This is a genomic window from Pseudomonas sp. Irchel s3h14, from assembly GCF_900187425.1.
Classification (GTDB): domain Bacteria; phylum Pseudomonadota; class Gammaproteobacteria; order Pseudomonadales; family Pseudomonadaceae; genus Aquipseudomonas.
The window spans coordinates 210,085-229,890 of sequence record NZ_FYDJ01000004.1 but is presented as its reverse complement, the minus strand read 5'-3'; the positions used below and the strand labels follow the sequence as shown (position 1 = coordinate 229,890).

Here is a 19,806-nt window from a genome sequence, read left to right as displayed (position 1 = left end):
GCTGATCGTTCCCATGCTCCGCGTGGGAATGCCTCTAGGGACGCTCTGCGTTCCAGCTCTCGAAAGGGACGCGGAGCGTCCCGGGCTGCATTCCCACGCAGAGCATGGGAACGATCAGTTGGGTTGCGCCTACTCTTTTTCGGTCACTTGTAACGCCCCATCCCAGCCACCGCCCAGCGCCGCGATCAACTGCACGCTGGCAATCAATCGGCTCTGCAACAGGCTCAGCACGCTGCGTTCGTTGTTCAACGCTGTGGCCTGAACGACCACCACGCCCAGATAAGCGATCACACCGGCCTTGTACTGGTTCTGGGTCAGGCGCAAGGACTCTCGCGCCGCGTCCAGTGCTTCCTGGCGCACGCCCGCTTCGTCTTCCAGGACCTTGAGCTGCACCAGATAGTTTTCCACTTCACGGAAGCCATCGAGCACGGTCTGGCGATACTTGGCCACGGTCTCGTCGTAGGCCGCTTCGCTGCGGTCAACTTCCGCGGAGCGCTGGCCGCCGTCGAACAACGTCATGGCCAATTGCGGTCCGACCGACCAGAAGCGGTTCGGCACGCTGATCCAGTTGGAAGAAGTGCTGCTGCTGTAACCACCGTTCAGACTCAGGGTGAAATCCGGATAATAGGCCGCCTTGGCCACGCCGATGTTGGCATTGGCGGCCATCACCGAACGTTCGGCGGAAGCGATGTCCGGGCGGCGCTCGAGCAATTGCGAAGGCAGGCTCAGCGGTATCTCGGGCAACGCAGGAATGTCTTTGCTTTCAGCCAGGCTGAACTCGGCCGGCGGTAGCCCGATCAGTACGGCAATGGCGTTCTCGAACTGGGCGCGCTGCCAGATCAGATCAACCATGTCAGCCTCGGTGCTTTTGAGCTGAGTCTGAGCCTGTGCCACCGCATCCTTGCCGGAGACGCCGGCGCGGTACTGGTTTTCGGTCATTGTCAGCGAGCGCTGATAGGCCTCGACCGTCGCCTCCAACAGGCGTTTCTGCTCGTCGATCACCCGCAATTGCAGATAGTTCTGCACCAGTTCCGACTGCTGGCTCAAGCGCATCGCCGCCAGATCGGCATAACTCGCCTCGGCGTTGGCGGTGTCGGCTTCCAGTCCTCGGCGCAGCTTGCCCCAAACATCGGCCTCCCAACTGACCCCGGCCTGTGCGGTGTAAGTGTCGCGAATCCCGCTGGAAGAACTGGTCAGGCTCGAACTGCTGCTGCCGGTGCCCTGGCTGGAGCGGTTTTTCCCGACGGTCAGGTCCACAGTGGGGAAAAACGCGCCACGGGCACTGCGCACCAAGGCCTGGGCCTGACGGTACTGGGCTTCGGACTGCGCGACGGTCTGGTTGGCACTGTTGAGTTTTTCGATCAGGCCATTGAGTTGCTGATCGCCATACAACTCCCACCAGGCGCCACGGGCCAGGGAATCGCTGGGATTGGCCTGACGCCAGCCTGCCGCTTCCTTGTATTGCGCCGGCGCAGCCGCTTGCGGGCGCTGGTAATCCGGGCCGATGGCGCAGGCGCTGAGCATCGCCACGCACAGCGCCAGGCTCAACAAACGCGAGCCTCGGGCCGTTACCAGCGGTGCAGCCAGAGTGATAAGCGAACGGTCAGTCATAGCGGAGTTTCCAGAGCAACATCGGTACGCACCCCACGCCAGTGGTTGAAGCGATGGCGCAGTTTGTCGAGATAGAGGTAAACCACCGGGGTGGTGTAAAGGGTCAGCACCTGGCTGAAGATCAATCCGCCGATAATGGTCAGGCCCAACGGTTGACGCATTTCCGCACCTTCGGCGCGGCTCAGCAGTAACGGCAATGCGCCGAGGATCGCCGCCAGGGTGGTCATCAGAATCGGCCGCAGACGCTGCAGGCAAGCGCTGCGAATCGACTCCAGCGGCGCCATGCCCTGATGCCGTTCCAGCTGCAAGGCCAGGTCGATCATCAGAATGGCGTTTTTCTTCACCACGCCGATCAGCAGGAACAACCCGAGCAACGAGATCAGGCTGAACTCACCGCCCAGCGCATAGATCGACAGCAACGCGCCGACCCCGGCCGATGGCAAGGTCGAGAGAATGGTCAGCGGATGGATGTAGCTTTCATACAGCACACCGAGCACCAGATACACGGCCACCAGTGCCCCAAGAATCATCCACGGTTGGCTCTTCTGGGTCGCGGCGAAAGCGTCGGCAGTGCCGGCCATTTTCACGATCACGTCTTCCGGCATACCCAATTTGGCGATGGCCCGCTCGATGGCCGCCGAGCCCTGCTCCACCGTCACGCCTTCGGCCATGTCGAAGGAAATGCTCTCGGAGGCGAACTGGCCTTCGTGGCTGACGCGGTCGTCTTCCAGGCTGTTTTCGTAATGAGCGATGGTCGAGAGCGGAATCCGCGCGCCGTCGGCGGTGATCACCTGAACCTGTTTGAGGGTGATCGGGTCCTGGGCATATTTCGGATTGACCTCCATCACCACTTGATACTGGTTAAGGCTGTCGTAAATCGTCGAAATCTGCCGCTGGCTGTAGGCGTTGTTCAGCACCGCGGTGACCATGTCCATGTCGACGCCCAGGCGTTTGGCCTGATCACGGTCGACGATCAGGGTCACCTGTTGGGCGCCGCGCCCTTCACGGGCGTCAATCGCCGTCAATTCCGGCAAAGCCTTGAGCGCAGTCACGACTTTCGGATACCACTCGCGCAACTCGCCAAGGTCGGCGCTTTGCAGGATGTAGGAATACTGCGACGTGGACTGTTCACGACCGCCACCAAACTGCAGGTCCTGATCGGCCATCAGCATCAGCTGCGCACCGGCAACCTTGGGCATTTCCTTGCGCAGGCGTTCGATGACCTTTTGCGCAGAAATGTTGCGTTCCTTGATCGGTTTCAGCCGCACCAGCATGAAGGCGTTGTTGGTGCCGTTGGTGCCGCCGATGAAGCCGGCGACGCTTTGCACCGCGTCATCCTTGAGCACGGCGCGGCGGAAGGTTTCCATTTTTGGCTGCATCACGCTGAACGACAACCCATCGTCGCCGCGCACGAAACCGATCAGCTGACCAGTGTCCTGCTGAGGCATAAATGTTTTAGGTACAACGACATACAACGCAATGTTAACGCCGACTGTCACTATCAGACTAAGCAAGGTCAACCGGCGATGACGCAGCACCCAGTCGAGGCTTGTGGCGTATTTGCCGACCATCCACTCGTTGGCGCGCTGACTCCAGCGTTGCAAACGGTTTTCCTCACCCGGCGTATGCGGCTTGAGCCAGCGGGCGCAGAGCATCGGTGTCAGCGTCAGCGAGACCAACAGCGACACCACAATGGACGCCGCCAACGTGATGGAAAACTCGCGAAACAGGCTTTCGACAATCCCGCCCATGAACAGGATCGACAGGAACACCGCCACCAGCGAGACGTTCATCGACAGCAAGGTGAAGCCGACTTCCTGCGCCCCCAGGTACGCGGCCTTCATCGGCGGCACGCCTTTGTCGATGTGCCGGGAAATGTTCTCCAGCACCACAATGGCATCGTCCACCACCAGCCCGGTGGCCAGAATCAGCGCCATCAGCGACAGGTTGTTCAGGGAGAATCCGTAGAGGTACATCACCGCAAAGGTGCCGACCAGCGACACAGGCACCGCAAGGGTAGGAATCAACGAGGCGCGGAAGTTACCGAGGAACAGGAACACCACCAGAATCACCAGCGCCACGGCAATCAGCAGGGTCATTTCCGCTTCGTGCAGGGTCGCCTTGATCACCGGCGACCGGTCCATCGCCACGTTCAGTTTGACGCTGGCCGGCAACACGGCCTGCAACGCCGGCAGTTGAGCCTTGATTTCGTTGACCGTCTCGATGATGTTGGCGCCGGCCTGGCGGTTGATCACCAGCAGTACCGCCGCGTCGTTGTTGAAGAAACCGCTGTTGTAGCGGTCTTCGACGCCGTCGCTGACCTTGGCCACGTCCTTCAGGCGCAGGGCCGCGCCGTCCGCGTAGTGAATGATCAGCGACTCGTAATCCTTGGCTTTTTCCAGTTGATCGTTGGCCTGAACCTGCCACAGCCGCTGGCCGTCTTCGACGGAGCCCTTGGGGCGGCGCACGTTGGCGTTGGCGATGGTGTTGCGCACATCGTCCAGCGCCACGCCGTATTGGTTGAGCGCCTGCGGTTCGAGCTCGATGCGCACCGCCGGCAAGGAACTGCCGCCGATCTGCACTTCGCCGACACCCTGCACCTGAGACACGCTCTGGGACAGAATCGTCGAGGCCAAATCGTAGAGCTGGCCTTTTTCCAGTACGTCGGAGGTCAGCGACAGCACCATGACCGGCGCCTGGGACGGGTTGACCTTCTTGTAGGTCGGCATGCTGCGCATCCCGCTCGGCAGCAAATTGCGCGAAGCGTTGATCGCCGCCTGCACTTCCCGCGCCGCGCCGTTGATGTCGCGGTCGAGGTCGAACTGCAAAATCACCCGGGTCGAGCCCTGGCTGGAGCGGCTGCTCATGGTGTTGACCCCGGCGATGGCGCCGAAGGAGCGCTCCAGCGGCGTGGCCACGGTCGAGGCCATGACCTCAGGGCTTGCACCGGGCAGACTCGCCTGAACCACGATCACCGGAAAATCCATCTGCGGCAACGGCGCCACCGGCAACAGGCCGAAGCTCACGCCGCCCAGCAGCAGGATCGCCAGGCTCAGCAACATCGTCGCGACCGGGCGCTTGATGAAAGGTCCGGACAGGTTCATGGCTGTTCTACCGCTTCCACGGCTTCAGGCTTGCGACCCCAGCGCCGACCGAGGCGGTCGAAATACAAGTAGATGACCGGCGTGGTAAACAGCGTCAGCACCTGACTCACCAACAAGCCACCCACCATCACCAGACCCAACGGTTGACGCAGTTCCGCGCCGGAACCGGTCGCCAGCATCAGCGGCACCGCGCCGAACAACGCCGCCAGTGTGGTCATCAGAATAGGCCGGAAACGCAGCAACGCCGCCTGATAGATCGCCGTTTCCGGGTCCATGCCCTGATTGCGTTCAGCGTCGAGGGCAAAGTCGATCATCATGATCGCGTTCTTTTTCACGATACCGATCAACAAAATGATGCCGATGATCGCGATCATGCCCAGGTCATTGCCACTCAACAGCAACGCCAGCAAGGCGCCGACCGCCGCCGAGGGCAAGGTCGAGAGAATGGTGATCGGGTGGATGTAGCTCTCGTAAAGCACACCGAGCACGATGTACATGGTCACCACTGCCGCGAGAATCAGCAGCAAGGTACTCGATAGCGAGGCCTGGAAAGCCTCGGCCGCGCCCTGGAACTGGGTCTGCACGCCAATCGGCATGCCGATGTCTTTCTGCACCTGGTCGATGATTTCCACCGCATGCCCCAGCGCCACGCCGGGTGCGAGGTTGAAGGACATCATCACTGCCGGGAACTGACCGATGTGGGTGATCGCCAGTTGTGCCTGACGCTCCTCGATGTGCGCCAGACTGGACAGGCGCACTTGCCCGCCGTCGGTGGTTTTCACGTGAATCTGGTTCAGCGCCTCCGGGCCGATCTTCTCGCCGGACTGCGATTGCAGCACCACGCGGTATTGGCTGGCCTGGGTGTAGATGGTGGAAATCTGCCGCTGACCGAAGGCGTCGTACAGCGCATCGGTGATGTTCGACACCGACACACCGACCCGCGACGCCGCATCGCGGTCAATCACCAGATAGACCTGCAGGCCTTTGTCCTGCAAATCGCTGGCGACGTCGGTCAGCTCCGGCCGTTGGGCCAAGGCTTCCACCAGGCGACTGCTCCACAGACTCAGCAGCTCGGAATCCGGCGACGACATGCTGAACTGGTATTGAGTCCGGCTGACGCGGTCTTCGATGGTCAGGTCCTGCACCGGTTGCATGAACAGGCGAATACCGATGAGCTTGTCCAGTTCCGGTTGCAGGCGTGCGATCACCTCGGTGGCGCTGAGGTCGCGATTACTGTGGGATTTGAGGTTGATCAGCAGACGACCGCTGTTCAGCGTCGAGTTGTCACCGTCAACGCCGATGTAGGACGACAGGCTCTCCACCGCCGGATCCGCCAGGATCACTTTGGCCAGCTCCTGCTGCCGCTCGCTCATGGCCGCAAAGGAAATCGACTGCGGCGCTTCGGAAATACCCTGGATCACCCCGGTGTCCTGCACCGGGAAGAAGCCCTTGGGCACCACCATGTAAAGGAACACGGTCAACGCCAGCGTGCCGATGGCCACCATCAGGGTCAGCGGTTGATGCTTGAGAACCCACTTTAACTTGCGCCCGTAAGCCGCGATCATCCAATCAATTGCGGCGCCGCTGGTTCGGTAAAAACGGCCTTGATCTTTTTCCTTGGGCTCACGCTTGAGCAACCGTGCGCACATCATCGGCGTCAGGGTCAGAGAGACGACAAGGGAGATCAGGATCGCCACCGCCAGGGTGATGGCAAATTCGCGGAACAACCGCCCTACCACGTCGGCCATGAACAGCAGCGGAATCAGTACGGCGATCAGCGACAGGGTCAGAGAGATCAGCGTGAAGCCAATCTGCTTGGCGCCCTTGAGCGCCGCATTCAGGGGGCTATCGCCCTCTTCGATAAATCGGGAAATGTTCTCCAGCATGACGATCGCATCGTCCACCACGAAACCGGTGGCGATGGTCAGTGCCATCAGGGTCAGGTTGTTGACCGAGAAACCCGCGAGGTACATCACGCCGAAGGTGCCGATCAGCGACAGTGGGACCGCGACCGACGGAATGATCGTGGCGCTGGCCCGACGCAGGAACAGGAAGGTCACCATCACGACCAGCGCAATGGCGATCAACAACTCATGCTGCACGTCGGTGACCGAGGCGCGAATAGTCTGGGTGCGGTCGGTCAGCACAGTGACTTCGAGACCGGCCGGCAGGTTGTCGGTGATGCTTGGCAGCAGGGCTTTGATCCGGTCAACCACTTCGATGACGTTGGCACCGGGCTGACGCTGGATGTTCAGCAACACCGCCTGACTTTCGTTGGCCCACGCCGCCAGACGTTCGTTTTCCGCGCCATCGACGATCTCTGCCACGTCCTTGAGCCGCAACGGCGCGCCGTTGGCGTAGGCGAGAATCAGGTTGGCGTAATCCTTGGGCGAGGTCAGTTGATCGTTTGCATCGAGCATCGACACCCGGGTCGGGCCGTCGAAGTTGCCCTTGGGCTGGTTGACGTTGGACGCGCCGATCAAAGTGCGTACGTCCGACAGGTTCAAGCCATTGGCCGCCAGCGCCTCGGGGTTGACCTTGATCCGCACGGCCTGACGCTGGCCGCCGGCAATGCTGACCATGCCGACGCCGCTGATCTGGGCAATTTTCTGCGCCATGCGCGTGTCGACCAAATCGTTGAGCTTGGGTAGCAGCATGGTCTTGGAGGTGATGGCCAGGGTCAGCACCGGGGTGTCCGCCGGGTTGACCTTGTTGTACACCGGCGGCGCCGGTAGGTCCTTGGGCAGCAAATTGGTCGCGGCGTTGATCGCCGCCTGCACCTGCTGCTCGGCGACGTCCATGTTGATGTCGAGGCTGAAACGCAGGGTCAGCACTGAAGCGCCGCCGGAACTGGTCGACGCCATCTGGGTCAGGCCGGGCATCTGCCCGAATTGACGCTCAAGGGGCGCGGTCACGGCGCTGGTCATGACATCCGGGCTCGCGCCGGGGTACAGCGTCATGACGCGGATGGTCGGGTAATCGACCTGAGGCAATGCCGATACCGGCAGCAGCCGATAGGCGATCACGCCGGCCAGGATGATGGCCAGCATACTCAGGGTGGTGGCTACCGGACGAAGGATGAACAGTCGCGAGATGTTCATGCGCCGCCCTTTTTCGCCTTGTCGGTGGTTGTCGCGTCAGGCGCCGTGACGGCCGATTTTCCTTGCAGGTGCCCGGTCGGGGTGGTCGGTACATCCTTGGTGTCGTTGACCACTTCCACTTCGCTGCCTTCCTTCAAGCGGTCGGTGCCTTCAAGGACCACGCGATCCCCAGGGGCCAGGCCTTCAGTAATCACGGTGTTTTCACCGTCACTGGCGCCGACTTTCAACTGACGAATCGCGACTTTCTTGTCGCCGTCCAGGGCGTAGACAAACGTGCCGTTGGTGCCGAACTGAATCGCTGCCGAAGGTGCGAGCACCACGTCTTTGAGAGTGTCGGCCAGCAGGTGGACGTTGACGAACTGATTCGGGAACAGCGCCTGATCGCGGTTCTCATAACGAGCCTTGAATTTCAGGGTCCCGGTGGTGACGTCGATCTGGTTGTCCAGGCTCTGCAAGACGCCGGTGGCCTGCAACTTGGTGTCGCCACGGTCCCAGGCTTCAGCGGGCAGTTTGGCGCCGGTGCGATAACGGGCCAGCACGGTGTCCAGGCTGTTTTCCGGCAAGGTGAAGGCCACACTGATCGGTTGGGTCTGGGTGATGATCACCAGCGCGGTGGTGTCGTTGGCTGCCACCAGGTTGCCGACATCCAGCTGACGCAAGCCCACACGTCCGGCAATCGGGGCGCGGATCTTGGTGAATTCCAGGTTGAGCTTGGCGTCGTTGACTGCCGCCTGATTGGTTTTGACCGTGCCTTGATACTGGCCCACCAGTGCTTCGGCGGTGTCCAGGGTCTGCTTGGCGATACTGTCTTCGCGATACAGGCCGCGATAGCGTTCCACATCGACCTGGGCGTTTTTCAGTTGTGCCTGGTTCTGCAACAACGTGCCTTCGGCCTGAAGCAAGGCGTTCTGGTACGGACGCGGGTCGATTTCAGCCAGCAGATCGCCCGCCTTGACCATCTGCCCTTCCTCGAAGGAGATCTTCATCAGCTCACCGCCGACGCGGCTGCGCACATTAATGGTGTTCAGCGCCGTCACGGTGCCCAGCGCCTTGTAGTACAGCGGGAAGTCACCCTTGACCGCTGGCGCGACACGCACCGGAACCGGCCCGGTTGCGCCGCCGAAACCGGGACGCATCCCCCCCGACCTGCCGGTATGCCCAGCAACGGCTTTTTGCCCTGCGCCCTCTTTTTGGGCAGTGCCGGCGGGCCAGAATTTCCAGCACAGGCCAGCGATGACCAACAGGACAAGCAGGCCAAACAGCCAGCGACGGGGACTACGGGAAACGGAGGATTGCATGGAATGATCAACCATTGGGCGCGTGGGCTTCTTCTACAGGAGGCTGAACGATAAGCACTGGCGGGCATTAAGCAAAGCGGCTTTACCGGCAATTTACCTTCGGCTTACGTAACAGGAGATTTATCTAAGACACTGAAGCACAAATGAAAACGGCCTGGACAGGGCCAGGCCGTTAACAATTGTAAAAGCGCGCTTACTTCAGAACAGCAAGTGCCGCTTCGTAGTTCGGTTCTTCAGCGATTTCCTTGACCAGTTCGCTGTGCAGAACGTTGTCGTTTTCGTCCAGAACCACGACGGCACGGGCCGTCAGGCCTTTGAGCGGGCCGTCAGCGATGGCAACGCCGTAGTTCTCGATGAACTCGGCACCGCGCAGGGTCGACAGGTTTTGTACGTTTTCCAGGCCTTCGGCGCCGCAGAAGCGCGCTTGAGCGAACGGCAGGTCAGCGGAGATGCACAGCACGACAGTGTTGGCGACATCACTGGCCTGGGCGTTGAACTTGCGAACCGAAGTCGCGCAGGTCGGGGTGTCAACGCTTGGGAAGATGTTCAGCACTTTGCGCTTGCCGGCGAAGCTCGCCAGGGTCACGTCGGACAGATTGCCGGCAACCAGGGAAAAGGCTGGCGCCTTGGAACCGGCTTGTGGCAGTTGGCCGTTGACTTGAACCGGGGAGCCTTTAAGAGTGACTTGAGCCATGAACGGAGTCCTTCTGAACGTTGTTGTAGAGAATTTTGAAGAGGCCGAAGTTAACCACGAAATGGCCCGACGACCTATGCCCAGATACAAATTGTGATGTCTCGCCCCCTAAATTGGATACAACTCTGACAATCAACACAAAACCTGTGGGAGCGAGCAAGCTCGCTCCCACAGGGGTCGGTGTACAGCGTACCGCCGTCACCGGCCGCAACCCGGTGTTCATGACGAAAGGCAGCCATCGGCTAGTGGGTGTCGCAGACCGGCGAGATTAATGCCGAAAACAAATCTGCTCAATCGATGGTCTTCCGTTAACGGCGTTGTCGATTTAAGCGACGCCCATTCGACTAGCCAGTGAATCACTCACATCCAGCGGAGATAAGACCATGCGATTCATGATCATTGTGAAAGCCAGCCAGGATTCCGAGGCCGGTGTGATGCCCAGCGAGGAACTGATGACCGCGATGGGCAACTACAACGAGGAGCTGGTCAAAGCCGGCATCCTCATCGAGTGCGATGGCCTGCAACCCAGCAGTAAAGGCGCCCGCGTGCGTTTCTCGGGTGACCAGCGCACGGTGATCGATGGCCCGTTCGCCGAAACCAAGGAGCTGATCGCCGGCTACTGGATATGGCAGGTGAAGTCGAAACAGGAAGCGATCGAGTGGGTCAAGCGCTGCCCCAACCCGATGCCAGGCACCGACGCCGAGATCGAGATTCGCCAGGTGTACGAGGCCGAAGATTTCGGGGCCGAGTTCACACCGGAACTGCGGGAGCAGGAAGAACGGCTGCGGGAGCAGGTGAAAAAGCGCTGAATAGCGACATAGAAGCGCGATCACGTCCTGGATTTTTTCTTGTCATCGACGGACGTGATCGGGTGCTTGGCGCTCACCCGCTAAACCGGGTACTCACGTCGATCCCTGAACATGACGTAAAGCGGGTCCAGTCCTGAATCTTTCGGGAAGACTACGACATAGTCATCGAACTGAATCGCTTCAATGTTGTTGATCACCTCTAGCAAAGGCACAGGTAACGACACGAGAAGTCCCAACTTGCTCTCGGGGGCTGGTGCCAACTCAGAAATGGTTTCAAGTACGTTCGGCGAAACCCAGCTAACGGTAACCGGTACTTTTGCGTCAGTAGTGAAGCAGAAAGCTTTTAGACGCTCATCCCAAACGGCCTCGCGCACTCGCACCTTCGTTCCATTGGTCGGTGTAATGGCTATCTGTAGCAGCGTCTGTCTCTGTTTCAATCCTCGAGACAGGTTGCTAGGTGGAACGGAGTAGCTACCGCTGTTCATTCTGAAGCGCATGTCGACCTCAGCTTGAGACTTCGCCAGACCATGCCAGTCTTGCCCCTCTATAGGGTGAAGTTCGGCAAGGGGCACACTTAACCCATACATCTCGGTTTCGGCACGACTGACAAACTCAAATCGCAGGACCGATGCGTACTGACCTGTATGAGCGTCGGTTTCAGTAGTGAGCTGCCAGGTGAACTCTGCCATAGCTGAACGTATGGATTTTTGCAGAGCCACCCAATGAGTCTCCAGTGGCTGCGACAAGACACCGCTGAGCAAAATACTGGGGCGCACCTTGGCAAAGGCGAGGTATGCGACAAGCAGACCGGGCACCTGAGTAGGGCCAACCCCCTCTTTATGGCGCTGACGGACAAGTTGAGCCTGTGCGAGGACCAGCAATGCTTCAGCCTGAACTTGCAAGCGCAGCAGACGCTGGTTGATGGCGATCAAGTTCCTTGCGTACCGTTCATGGGTGGCGCTGATCTGTTGCGCGATACTTTGCCACATTGCCTGCTCTGACCGAGCGTCGGCCTTATCGCGCAGAGCGACGCTCTTGGTGAACTCGACGCCCGATTTCCAGTATCCATACTGGTTCGCAGCCTTACGCGCCTCGTACTCGGCCACTTCCAGTGCTCGAAGACTCGCCTCGCGCTCGATGATATTCACTTCATCGGACTGTTGGTCATGCAGGTGCTTGATTCGTTGTTCGAGAAGGCCAAGAGACACTTCAATCGCTTGCTCGGATGCCGCCACTCCCGCGACGATTCTTTGAACACCTTCCCGGCTCAAGGTCGCGTGTTGCTGCGCCATTTGCGCGGGACTCAGTGGCACATGCTGCATTGGCGCTCTCACAGCTGCACTCTGGCCCTTGAACGCGGCCAAGCCGTGCCCTTGCCACCACTCGTTGACATAACCGACGGCCAATTCGGGGGAATTCATGTTGTACTCGTCTTTTGAGTAAAACAGCAGGTCAGCACCATCAGGATGGCCGACGATACGGTCGAAATGATTGATCAATTGATCATGATTCTGCTTAGGTAAATCAACCGCCCAAATCCTGTTTACCAACGCCTGGAATTCCGGCTCGGTGTAATCCTTGAGTGTTGCTTTAAGTTCCATCTTTGGTTCTTCCTTTTGTCTTTTTGGCAAACTTCCGAAGACAATGGCACCTGCTCATTTCCTGATGAGCAGGTGCCAGTTAGTCATAGATGGCAAGTCACTCGGGTTTGAAACCAGGTTTGTTATTGGCTGCCCGCCACTTTTTGACTTCTTTCAGAATCCCTTCGGGACTGTCCTCCTGACCGTCCTTGGGATAGAAGATGACGTCTGATCGGTCTGGGTGTTCGGTAATTAACTCAAAATGGACCAACAGGCTATCCAGATAAGCCTCCAGCTCTTCTCCTTCCAATTCATCCGGATAATTAATAAACCCTTGTAAAAAGGTCAAAAATTCCGCTTCTGTATAGTCTTCCAACTTCTTTTTAAAGATCATTTTCTTTTTTCCCTCCGTGCAATTGGATGTGCCGCTTGGGTGTCATCACTAAGATGTTATCCATCCCATACACCTCCCCACCGTCTGCAATTCCAATTTCGTGGTGAAGCTCAAACGTTTTGCGCCCACCAACCTGATCAGTACCCAAAGGGTATGGAGAAAGGCCTGATTGCATTCTTTTTAAATTGTGAACACTAAACTGTTTGCTCAATGCCACATCCTCTGCAATAGCCTTCCAAAACGCCCGCCTAAACCCATGGAAATTCCTGAACTCCTGCCATCGCAACTGATCCGCAATATGCGAAGGAATAGGTGCGCCCATACCCCTTGCGTCATCCCCGAGCCAAACTTCCGAAGTATCAGCCCCCCAACCTGTAGCGGTACCCGGATCATCCCGCCGATCAAGAAACAGAACATCCGGAGAAGGCAACTCCATATCCCCCGGATACCCAGGAATACTGGCACCAATCTGCCCTTCGTCAACAGCCGGAAACGTCTCGTTTTGCGGTAGGACCGGGATGGCCGGTGCGCCCGGATAAACCGCTGGAATCGAGGGCGTGATCGGCGAGGTCGTTGGCCCGAGATGTTCGATGCCTGGTGGAACCAAAGGGGACCAGGTACCGCCTCCCACGTGACGAATCGGCCAGGGTAGAACCGCTGGAGTGATGCCCAGCCTCCCCTGGGTGCTTTGCGGTGTGGTGATGCTTATTTTGTCGAGGTTGAAGGGGTTCGCGCCGAGTTCTGCCCGCTCCTGATAACGCAGTTCGAATTCACGCCGTTCACCGACCCAGGTACTTTTTGGCGCGTAGGGCGCGAAGCCTTGTGCGATGCGCTTTTTGTTCACCTCATCGAATTCGGTGATAAGCGCCGGGTGTTCGCGAACCGTGCGCCACAGCGCTTCATCGAAGGCGCTGAACGACTGAATTTCCCGGCCGCGGAATTGGTCGCCGATCTGCACAGGAATGGCTGCACCCTGGGCTCGGCTTGCGGCTTTCCACCAATCATTCGCAGCGGGTTGACCGGTCCCGGTGACGATGCCTGAGCCCATGGGTGGCAGGTTGAAGGACAAGTACATCGGCGACAGGCCCGGCACGCAAACGATGCAATCCTGAATGCGCAAGTCGACACCTGCCGGGATGTCCTGGATCTGCGGCGTCATTACCGCCAGGCTGGCCTGGCCGGAAGTGGCGACTTGAGGCGTGGACTCGGGTGTGAACTGCAGTAGTCGTGGCGGTGAACCCGGGACCTCGGCGCTGTAGACACCGGTCAGCGGGTCAAGTACGGCGTTGATGACCGGTACACGAGCGCCTACCTCACCACCGGTGCCTGTGACGATAATCGCCGTACCTTCCGGCACAGCTTCGGGTTTGAGGCGGTACGCCACTTCCATCGAACCGCCCGCATCTGCGATTGATTGCAGCGCCCGACTGTCAGTAAGGCCCAGAGCTTGTACCGGAACGCCAATGCCCTGGAACAAGCGCCGGCGTTGTTCCGTGGTCAATTCGCCATTGCCAAGAGTTGGCGAATAAAACATTGCAGTAACGAATACTGGCCCTGTCCTGGCTACGATGCGCCCGGCATCGATGAGGGTGTCAATGGCAGCCTGGACAGCCCTTTCAAGTGCAGCGGCGACGTCTTGCGCAACCAACACACTTTCTCGAGTCAAAAACATTCCGCCGCCAGCGGCCACCGAAGTTGCCGGCGCCGTCAGCGTGTTGGCCTGCCTGACCCGTTCAACCCGCGCATCTTCATCGACTTGCTGCTTGAACCGAACTCGCGCCTCACGCTGCTCGGCGTACTGCCGGTTACGCTCCCAGACGGCCTCCCGCTCACGCCAGACTATGGTCTGCTCGGCGTGATGCCTGGCCAGTGCATTGGATTTACCCGTAAGAGCGTTTATCTGTGCCGATAGCAGTCGAGCTTCATGGGCAGCGTTGTAGGCGTTTTCCCAGGTCTGGTGGCCGTGAACAAGCGCCTCGCCGAATTGCTCCAGTCGGGCCAGGTAATCGTTCGCCGTGCGGGTGAGCGGATCGTGCCCATCGAATGAGCGGGCAACCGCGTTCTTTGCATTGAGCTCTGCAGTTTTGCGGGCGATGAGCCCATCGATTCCGTTTTTTTCTTTGGTGATGGTGTGAAGCTGCAAGCGCTCGGTAGAGTGGCTATCGGGCGGTCGTCGCACCGCCAGAACTTCCTGTTCCAGGGTCGGCGCGAGTTGTGCGGACCGGGCAGCAAAACGTTGGTCTACCTCAACTCTTACAGCGGTATGACGCTGCGCCAGCCCCGCGAGTTGTTGATGCCGGGCCTGCACGCGAGCCTGTTCCTGCGCTTGTGCAGCGGCGGCCTGCGCTTGTGTCGCCTCGGCTTGCGCTTGAGCGGCTGCTTGCGCGCTCGCTTGTTCCTTTGCCTTACGATCAGCTTCTATGGCTCGCTTTCGGGCTTTTCGCTTTCCCTTGCTGGTTTTACCAAAGCCGCCTGAAACCCCACCGCCGCCACCGAAACCGCCGCCCGAACCACCACTCGAAGCGGGCGGTCCCGACCTGATGACAACGTTCCCTGATGATCCATCGTTGAATGTGTTTTGTGCCATACAGTCACTCCTTGTCTGTAGGGCACAGCATGTCGATGGGGCGGTGGTCAGGTGCGGTACATAGTTATATGGGGTGGATTTATATCGAGCGGCTTCGCCCTCACCACATCAACAGTTCATCGATCTCCCCCCTGTTTCGAATTAACTTTTTAGTACACACAAATTCACGCAAACGTGTACAAAAAAACCAAAGATTCCCCCCTTCGACTGGCGAACCCCGAGTTAGCTGCTAGCGTCAACAGACGTGTCCTACAGGCTTGATAGGAAAGAGATTTCGCAGTAACGGCCGTCAAGTGCCGAGTCGTCCAATGAGCCACGAAGGAACGGGGGATTCATGTCGAAGAATGCGGGAGCACACGCCTTTCTATTGGCGGCTTCAATGGCGTCTGCCGTTTATGCCCACGCGGATAACGCCGAGACGGCCAACAAAAGTAACAACCCGCTGAACCTGGCGCCCGGCGCCAACCTTCAGGATTACTACACACCCAAGCTTTACGACACCAATGCCCACACCAACGACATCCTGATGCGCGGCACGTTGCCCATCGCACCCAACGATTTCATTGGTGTCCCGCAATTGCTGCGCGCCACCGTGCCGATCAGTCTCGTTTACATCCCCATCGGGTTCGGCGGCGGCAAGGTCTGGAAATCCGGGACAAATATTCTCAACGTATTCGTCGAACCTCAGTGGACCGTGGAACGCAAAGGCGATGGCCTGCCGCAGTTCACGCTGTACGCCGGGATCAACGTCACGTTCGGCAAATAAGGACTTTCGTATGCACGGTGCAATTCGCGCAGCCGGTTTCAGCCTGATGACCATGTTCGTCAGTTGCGGGGTCGGCGCTCAGGAGCTGGATACGCGGATCGGCAAGATCGCGATGGAAGGCGAACTGCCGGCCCATGAATCGATTGCCAAACTCTACGCCGAGCTGGATTTCCAACAGGCGACCCAGAGTTACCTGTGGGCCTTGCCGCTGGTGTCCTACGCGCAGTGGCAGGAAGAGTTTCGCGACAAACTCGGCGCCCACAGCGGCGACCTGATGGTGCTCAACAGTTACGAAGACAAACTGGGCGTGATCACCGCCAACGCCACCACGCCGTACATCCTCGGTTTCGTCGACCTGAATGAAACCGGCCCGCTGGTGATCGAACTGCCGCCCGGCCCGACCGCGGGCGGTGTGGGTGATTTCTGGCAACGCGCAATCATCGACATGGGCCAGACCGGCCCGGACAAAGGCAAGGGGGGCAAGTATCTGGTGCTGCCACCGGGTGCCGAGCCACCGGCCGACGCCGGCAAGTATTACCTCGCCAAGTCGGAAACGATGAACGTGCTGGTGGGCTTTCGCGTCCTCGATCCGGACCCGGCCAAGGGCAAGGCACTGGTCGAACAATTCAAGATGTACCCGTACGCCAAACGCGCCGAACCGGGCAAGACCCAGCTGCTCTCCCCCGGCGGCAAGGCCTGGTCCGGCACCCAGCCACGTGGCCTGGCGTATTGGCAGCGCTTGCACCAGATCATCCAGAAAGAGCCAGTCAACGAACGTGACCGTTTCTACATGGCCATGCTGGCCAGCCTGGGCATCGAAAAAGACAAACCCTTCAACCCCAACGACAACCAACGCAAGGCGCTGGAACAAGGTGCGCAAGTCGGCGAGCTGATCGCCAAGGCCAACACCTTCGCCAAGCGTTTTCCAGACGCCCAGTACTGGAAAGACCGGCAATGGGACACCGTGCTGAACATCGCCGAGCCGTCGCAGCGCGTGGCTTATTACGACCAGTTGTGGGAACGCAGTGCCTGGTTCTACGAAGCGGTGACCAACACCAAGGGCATGGTTTCCAAGACACCGGGCCTTGGCCAGACCTACCTCGGCGCCTACACCGACGCCAAGGGCAACTGGCTCGACGGTGGCAAAAGTTATCGCCTGCACGTCGGCGCCAACCCGCCGGCCAAGCAGTTCTGGTCGATGACCGTCTATGACATCGACAGCCGCTGCCTGATCGACAACCCGCAGCGCAAGGCCGATCTGTCGTCCCGTCAGGATCTGAAAAAGAACGCCGACGGCTCGGTGGACCTGTACTTCGGCCCGACCGCGCCCAAAGATTTCGAGAACAACTGGGTGCAAACCGTGCCGGGCAAACACTGGTTCAGCTATTTCCGCCTGTACGCGCCCACCGAAGCCTATTTCGACAAAAGCTGGAAACTCGACGACATCACGGCCGTGGAATGACGCCCAAGCGTTTTATAAGGAAGTTTTATGAATAACCGCATGCTGCTCACCGCACTCTCGCTCACCCTGAGCACCAGCGCCTGGGCCGACTTCACCGCCACCCCGGAAGAAGCCCGGGGCATCGCCAAGGAAGCCTACTTGTACGGCTTCCCGGTGGTAGAGATGTACAAGACCCTCTACACCCAGGCCGTGGACAAGAAGAGCCCGAACTTCAAGGCGCCGTTCAACCAGATCGGCAACACTGCCAAGGCGTTTACCGCCAAAGACACCGCCTTCGTCACCCCGAATGCCGACACGCCTTATTCGTTTATCTGGATGGACCTGCGCGCCGAACCGGTGGTGCTGACCTTGCCGGCCATCGACGAGCACCGTTACTACTCGGTGCAGTTGATCGACGCCTACACGCAGAACTTTGCCTACCTGGGCACACGTAGCACGGGCAACAACGGCGGGCATTTCATGATTGCCGGGCCGAACTGGCAAGGCCAGCAACCGGTGGAAATCGATCGGCTGCTGCGCAGTGAAAGCAACATCGCCTACGCGCTGTATCGCACGCAGTTGTTCGATGAAAAGGACTTGGGCAAGGTCAAGGAGATCCAGAAGGGTTACAAGGTCGAGACACTCAGCCACTACGTCAAACAAAAAGCCCCGCCCGCTGCGCCGAAAATCGACTGGCCGAAACCCACGCCGACCATGAGCGATACGCCCGACCTGTTCCGCTACCTGAACTTCATGCTGTCGTTTGCCCCGGCGCAGGACGTGGAAAAAGACCTGCTCGCACGCTTTGCGAAAATCGGTATTGAAGCCGGCAAGCCTTTCAAACTGGACGCGCTCACGCCTGAGCAGCGCAAGGCGCTGGAGGACGGTATCAGCGATGCCAAAGCCGAGTTCGCCCAGTTCAAAAAAGACAAAGTCGACACCCACCAGGTCACCAGCGGTGACTTCTTCGGCACTCGCGATCACCTGAACGGCAACTACCTGTACCGCTACGCCGGCGCCAACATGGGGATCTTTGGCAACTCCGCCGAAGAGGCGAATTACATCGGCTACTTCGTCGACAAGGACGGCCAGCCGGTCGACACCTCGAAACACGATTACACCCTGCATTTCGACAAGGGCGCCCTGCCCCCGGCCGATGCGTTCTGGTCGCTGACGATGTACGACGGCAAGAACAAATTGCTGGTGGCCAACCCGTTGAACCGTTACCTGATCAACTCGCGGATGTTGCCGGATCTCAAGCTCGACGCCGACGGTGGCCTGACTCTTTACGTGCAGCACGAGGCACCGGCCAAGGACCTGCAAAGCAACTGGCTTCCAGCGCCAAAAGGCCCGTTCTACGGGATCTTGCGCTTGTACCTGCCGAAACCGGAAGTCACCAGTGGCGAATGGAAAATGCCGCTGCTGACCCCCGTCAATCAACCAAAACAATAAACGGAGTCCGACATGGTCAGGCCTTATGTTGTGCGTCCTTTAGTGGCCCTGTGCGTACTCGGTGCAAGCCCGTTGGCCCTCGCGGCCGAGGGCGGTGTCGGCCGGCCGATCACCGGGCAACAGGTATTTTCCAATGCCGGGATCGTGCCGCCGGAACCCGGCTGGGTCATGTCGCTGACCAGCATTTGGTACGACGGTGACCTCAAGGGCGGCAAGGGTGTGCCGATTTCCGGTGAGATCGGCGCGGATCTGGACATGAAAGTCTCCTACACCATGGCCAACTTCACCCATATCTGGGACACCGGCAAGGGTCGGTGGAACTACGCCTCGGCCATCGGCGTGCCGGTGCAGTACACCGACGTCAGCATCAGCATTACCGGCCCGCGCGGCCGGACACTGGGCGACGAAGACACCGGCACACAGTTCGCCGACATGCTGATCACGCCGATCGCCGCCGGCTACCACTTCGACGAGGTCAACCACCTCTCGCTTTCCCTGCCGATCTACGTGCCGACCGGTGCCTATAACGACGATCGTCTGGCCAACCCCGGCCAGAACACTTACACCTTCATGCCCACCGTGGCCTTCACCCACCTGGACGGCAAGGGCGGCGAGTTCACTCTGTCGAGCGGCCTCGAGTTCTACACCGAGAACGACGCCACGGATTATCGCAACGGTAACATTTTCACCCTCGATGCGCTGTGGACCCACGGTTTCGGCAATGGCTGGAGCGCCGGCGTTGTCGGCGGTTACATACAGCAGATCACCGATGACAAGGGCCAAACCGCCGATTCACTCAACGGCTTTCGCGGCCGCTCGGTGGGCGCCGGCCCGGTGGTGGGCTGGGCCGGTAAATTTGCCGATGCCCAGGCCAGCGTCAGCGCACGTTGGGTGCCGGAGTTCGACACCAAGAACCGTCCTGAAGGCAATGGCTTCAGCGTCAACCTGACATTGGCGTTTTTCTAGGAG

General features: G+C 59.4%; 13 protein-coding genes. 5 read left to right on the top strand and 8 right to left on the bottom strand.

Annotated elements, in window-relative coordinates; translation table 11 throughout:
* Positions 1-129 precede the first annotated feature (129 nt).
* From CKW16_RS10280 to tpx, 5 genes are all read right to left on the bottom strand, one after another.
* The gene (locus tag CKW16_RS10280; protein ID WP_095128314.1) at positions 130-1,611 is read right to left on the bottom strand and encodes an efflux transporter outer membrane subunit; all 1,482 of its coding nucleotides are present in this window, start codon (positions 1,609-1,611) and stop codon (positions 130-132) included.
* Positions 1,608-4,715, bottom strand: a complete 3,108-nt coding sequence (locus tag CKW16_RS10275; RefSeq protein ID WP_095128313.1) for an efflux RND transporter permease subunit — start codon at positions 4,713-4,715, stop codon at positions 1,608-1,610. The genes CKW16_RS10280 and CKW16_RS10275 overlap by 4 nt, the downstream gene beginning before the upstream one ends.
* Positions 4,712-7,816 (bottom strand): MdtB/MuxB family multidrug efflux RND transporter permease subunit, encoded by a 3,105-nt coding sequence (locus CKW16_RS10270; protein WP_095128312.1) that lies wholly within the window; start codon positions 7,814-7,816, stop codon positions 4,712-4,714. Before CKW16_RS10270 ends, CKW16_RS10275 begins: the two co-directional genes overlap by 4 nt.
* A complete protein-coding gene (locus CKW16_RS10265; protein WP_095128311.1) occupies positions 7,813-9,129 on the bottom strand; it encodes an MdtA/MuxA family multidrug efflux RND transporter periplasmic adaptor subunit in 1,317 nt (438 codons plus the stop codon). The genes CKW16_RS10270 and CKW16_RS10265 overlap by 4 nt, the downstream gene beginning before the upstream one ends.
* Before the next feature lie 178 nt (positions 9,130-9,307).
* Positions 9,308-9,808: a thiol peroxidase gene (tpx, locus tag CKW16_RS10260; protein WP_008150862.1), complete on the bottom strand. Its 501-nt coding sequence runs from the start codon at positions 9,806-9,808 to the stop codon at positions 9,308-9,310.
* Between the two features lie 383 nt (positions 9,809-10,191).
* On the opposite strand from tpx, the gene CKW16_RS10255 reads away from it, so the two are divergent.
* Positions 10,192-10,617, top strand: a complete 426-nt coding sequence (locus CKW16_RS10255) for a YciI family protein (RefSeq protein WP_095128310.1) — start codon at positions 10,192-10,194, stop codon at positions 10,615-10,617.
* An 80-nt stretch (positions 10,618-10,697) separates the two neighbouring features.
* On the opposite strand, the gene CKW16_RS10250 is transcribed toward CKW16_RS10255, so the two are convergent.
* The 3 genes from CKW16_RS10250 to CKW16_RS10240 all read right to left on the bottom strand — a co-directional run bounded on the left by CKW16_RS10250 (position 10,698) and on the right by CKW16_RS10240 (position 15,178).
* Positions 10,698-12,218 (bottom strand): bacteriocin immunity protein, encoded by a 1,521-nt coding sequence (locus tag CKW16_RS10250; RefSeq protein WP_095128309.1) that lies wholly within the window; start codon positions 12,216-12,218, stop codon positions 10,698-10,700.
* A 97-nt stretch (positions 12,219-12,315) separates the two neighbouring features.
* A complete protein-coding gene (locus CKW16_RS10245) occupies positions 12,316-12,591 on the bottom strand; it encodes a bacteriocin immunity protein (RefSeq protein ID WP_095128308.1) in 276 nt (91 codons plus the stop codon).
* Positions 12,581-15,178 carry an S-type pyocin domain-containing protein gene (locus CKW16_RS10240; protein WP_095128307.1) on the bottom strand — a complete coding sequence of 866 codons (2,598 nt, stop codon included), beginning with the start codon at positions 15,176-15,178 and terminating at the stop codon, positions 12,581-12,583. Before CKW16_RS10240 ends, CKW16_RS10245 begins: the two co-directional genes overlap by 11 nt.
* 334 nt (positions 15,179-15,512) lie before the next feature.
* On the opposite strand from CKW16_RS10240, the gene CKW16_RS10235 reads away from it, so the two are divergent.
* Genes CKW16_RS10235 through CKW16_RS10220 form a run of 4 tightly spaced genes read left to right on the top strand, consistent with a single transcriptional unit; the run spans position 15,513 to position 19,803 of the window.
* Positions 15,513-15,944 (top strand): hypothetical protein, encoded by a 432-nt coding sequence (locus CKW16_RS10235; protein WP_095128306.1) that lies wholly within the window; start codon positions 15,513-15,515, stop codon positions 15,942-15,944.
* A 10-nt stretch (positions 15,945-15,954) separates the two neighbouring features.
* The gene (locus CKW16_RS10230) at positions 15,955-17,406 is read left to right on the top strand and encodes a DUF1254 domain-containing protein (RefSeq protein WP_080932580.1); all 1,452 of its coding nucleotides are present in this window, start codon (positions 15,955-15,957) and stop codon (positions 17,404-17,406) included.
* Between the two features lie 27 nt (positions 17,407-17,433).
* On the top strand, positions 17,434-18,837 hold the full coding sequence (locus CKW16_RS10225) for a DUF1254 domain-containing protein (RefSeq protein ID WP_095128305.1): 1,404 nt from the start codon (positions 17,434-17,436) through the stop codon (positions 18,835-18,837).
* Positions 18,838-18,849: 12 nt separating this feature from the next.
* Positions 18,850-19,803, top strand: a complete 954-nt coding sequence (locus tag CKW16_RS10220) for a transporter (protein WP_095128304.1) — start codon at positions 18,850-18,852, stop codon at positions 19,801-19,803.
* The last annotated feature ends 3 nt before the right edge of the window (positions 19,804-19,806 follow it).

What these genes read in the sequence shown, in the direction of transcription:
- CKW16_RS10235 (WP_095128306.1), top strand. Translation starts at nt 15,513, where the DNA reads ATGTCGAAGAATGCGGGAGCACACGCCTTTCTATTGGCGGCTTCAATG.
- CKW16_RS10255 (WP_095128310.1), top strand. Translation starts at nt 10,192, where the DNA reads ATGCGATTCATGATCATTGTGAAAGCCAGCCAGGATTCCGAGGCCGGT.
- tpx (WP_008150862.1), bottom strand. Translation starts at nt 9,808, where the DNA reads ATGGCTCAAGTCACTCTTAAAGGCTCCCCGGTTCAAGTCAACGGCCAA.
- CKW16_RS10265 (WP_095128311.1), bottom strand. Translation starts at nt 9,129, where the DNA reads ATGGTTGATCATTCCATGCAATCCTCCGTTTCCCGTAGTCCCCGTCGC.
- CKW16_RS10250 (WP_095128309.1), bottom strand. Translation starts at nt 12,218, where the DNA reads ATGGAACTTAAAGCAACACTCAAGGATTACACCGAGCCGGAATTCCAG.
- CKW16_RS10230 (WP_080932580.1), top strand. Translation starts at nt 15,955, where the DNA reads ATGCACGGTGCAATTCGCGCAGCCGGTTTCAGCCTGATGACCATGTTC.
- CKW16_RS10270 (WP_095128312.1), bottom strand. Translation starts at nt 7,816, where the DNA reads ATGAACATCTCGCGACTGTTCATCCTTCGTCCGGTAGCCACCACCCTG.
- CKW16_RS10220 (WP_095128304.1), top strand. Translation starts at nt 18,850, where the DNA reads ATGGTCAGGCCTTATGTTGTGCGTCCTTTAGTGGCCCTGTGCGTACTC.
- CKW16_RS10245 (WP_095128308.1), bottom strand. Translation starts at nt 12,591, where the DNA reads ATGATCTTTAAAAAGAAGTTGGAAGACTATACAGAAGCGGAATTTTTG.
- CKW16_RS10275 (WP_095128313.1), bottom strand. Translation starts at nt 4,715, where the DNA reads ATGAACCTGTCCGGACCTTTCATCAAGCGCCCGGTCGCGACGATGTTG.
- CKW16_RS10240 (WP_095128307.1), bottom strand. Translation starts at nt 15,178, where the DNA reads ATGGCACAAAACACATTCAACGATGGATCATCAGGGAACGTTGTCATC.
- CKW16_RS10280 (WP_095128314.1), bottom strand. Translation starts at nt 1,611, where the DNA reads ATGACTGACCGTTCGCTTATCACTCTGGCTGCACCGCTGGTAACGGCC.
- CKW16_RS10225 (WP_095128305.1), top strand. Translation starts at nt 17,434, where the DNA reads ATGAATAACCGCATGCTGCTCACCGCACTCTCGCTCACCCTGAGCACC.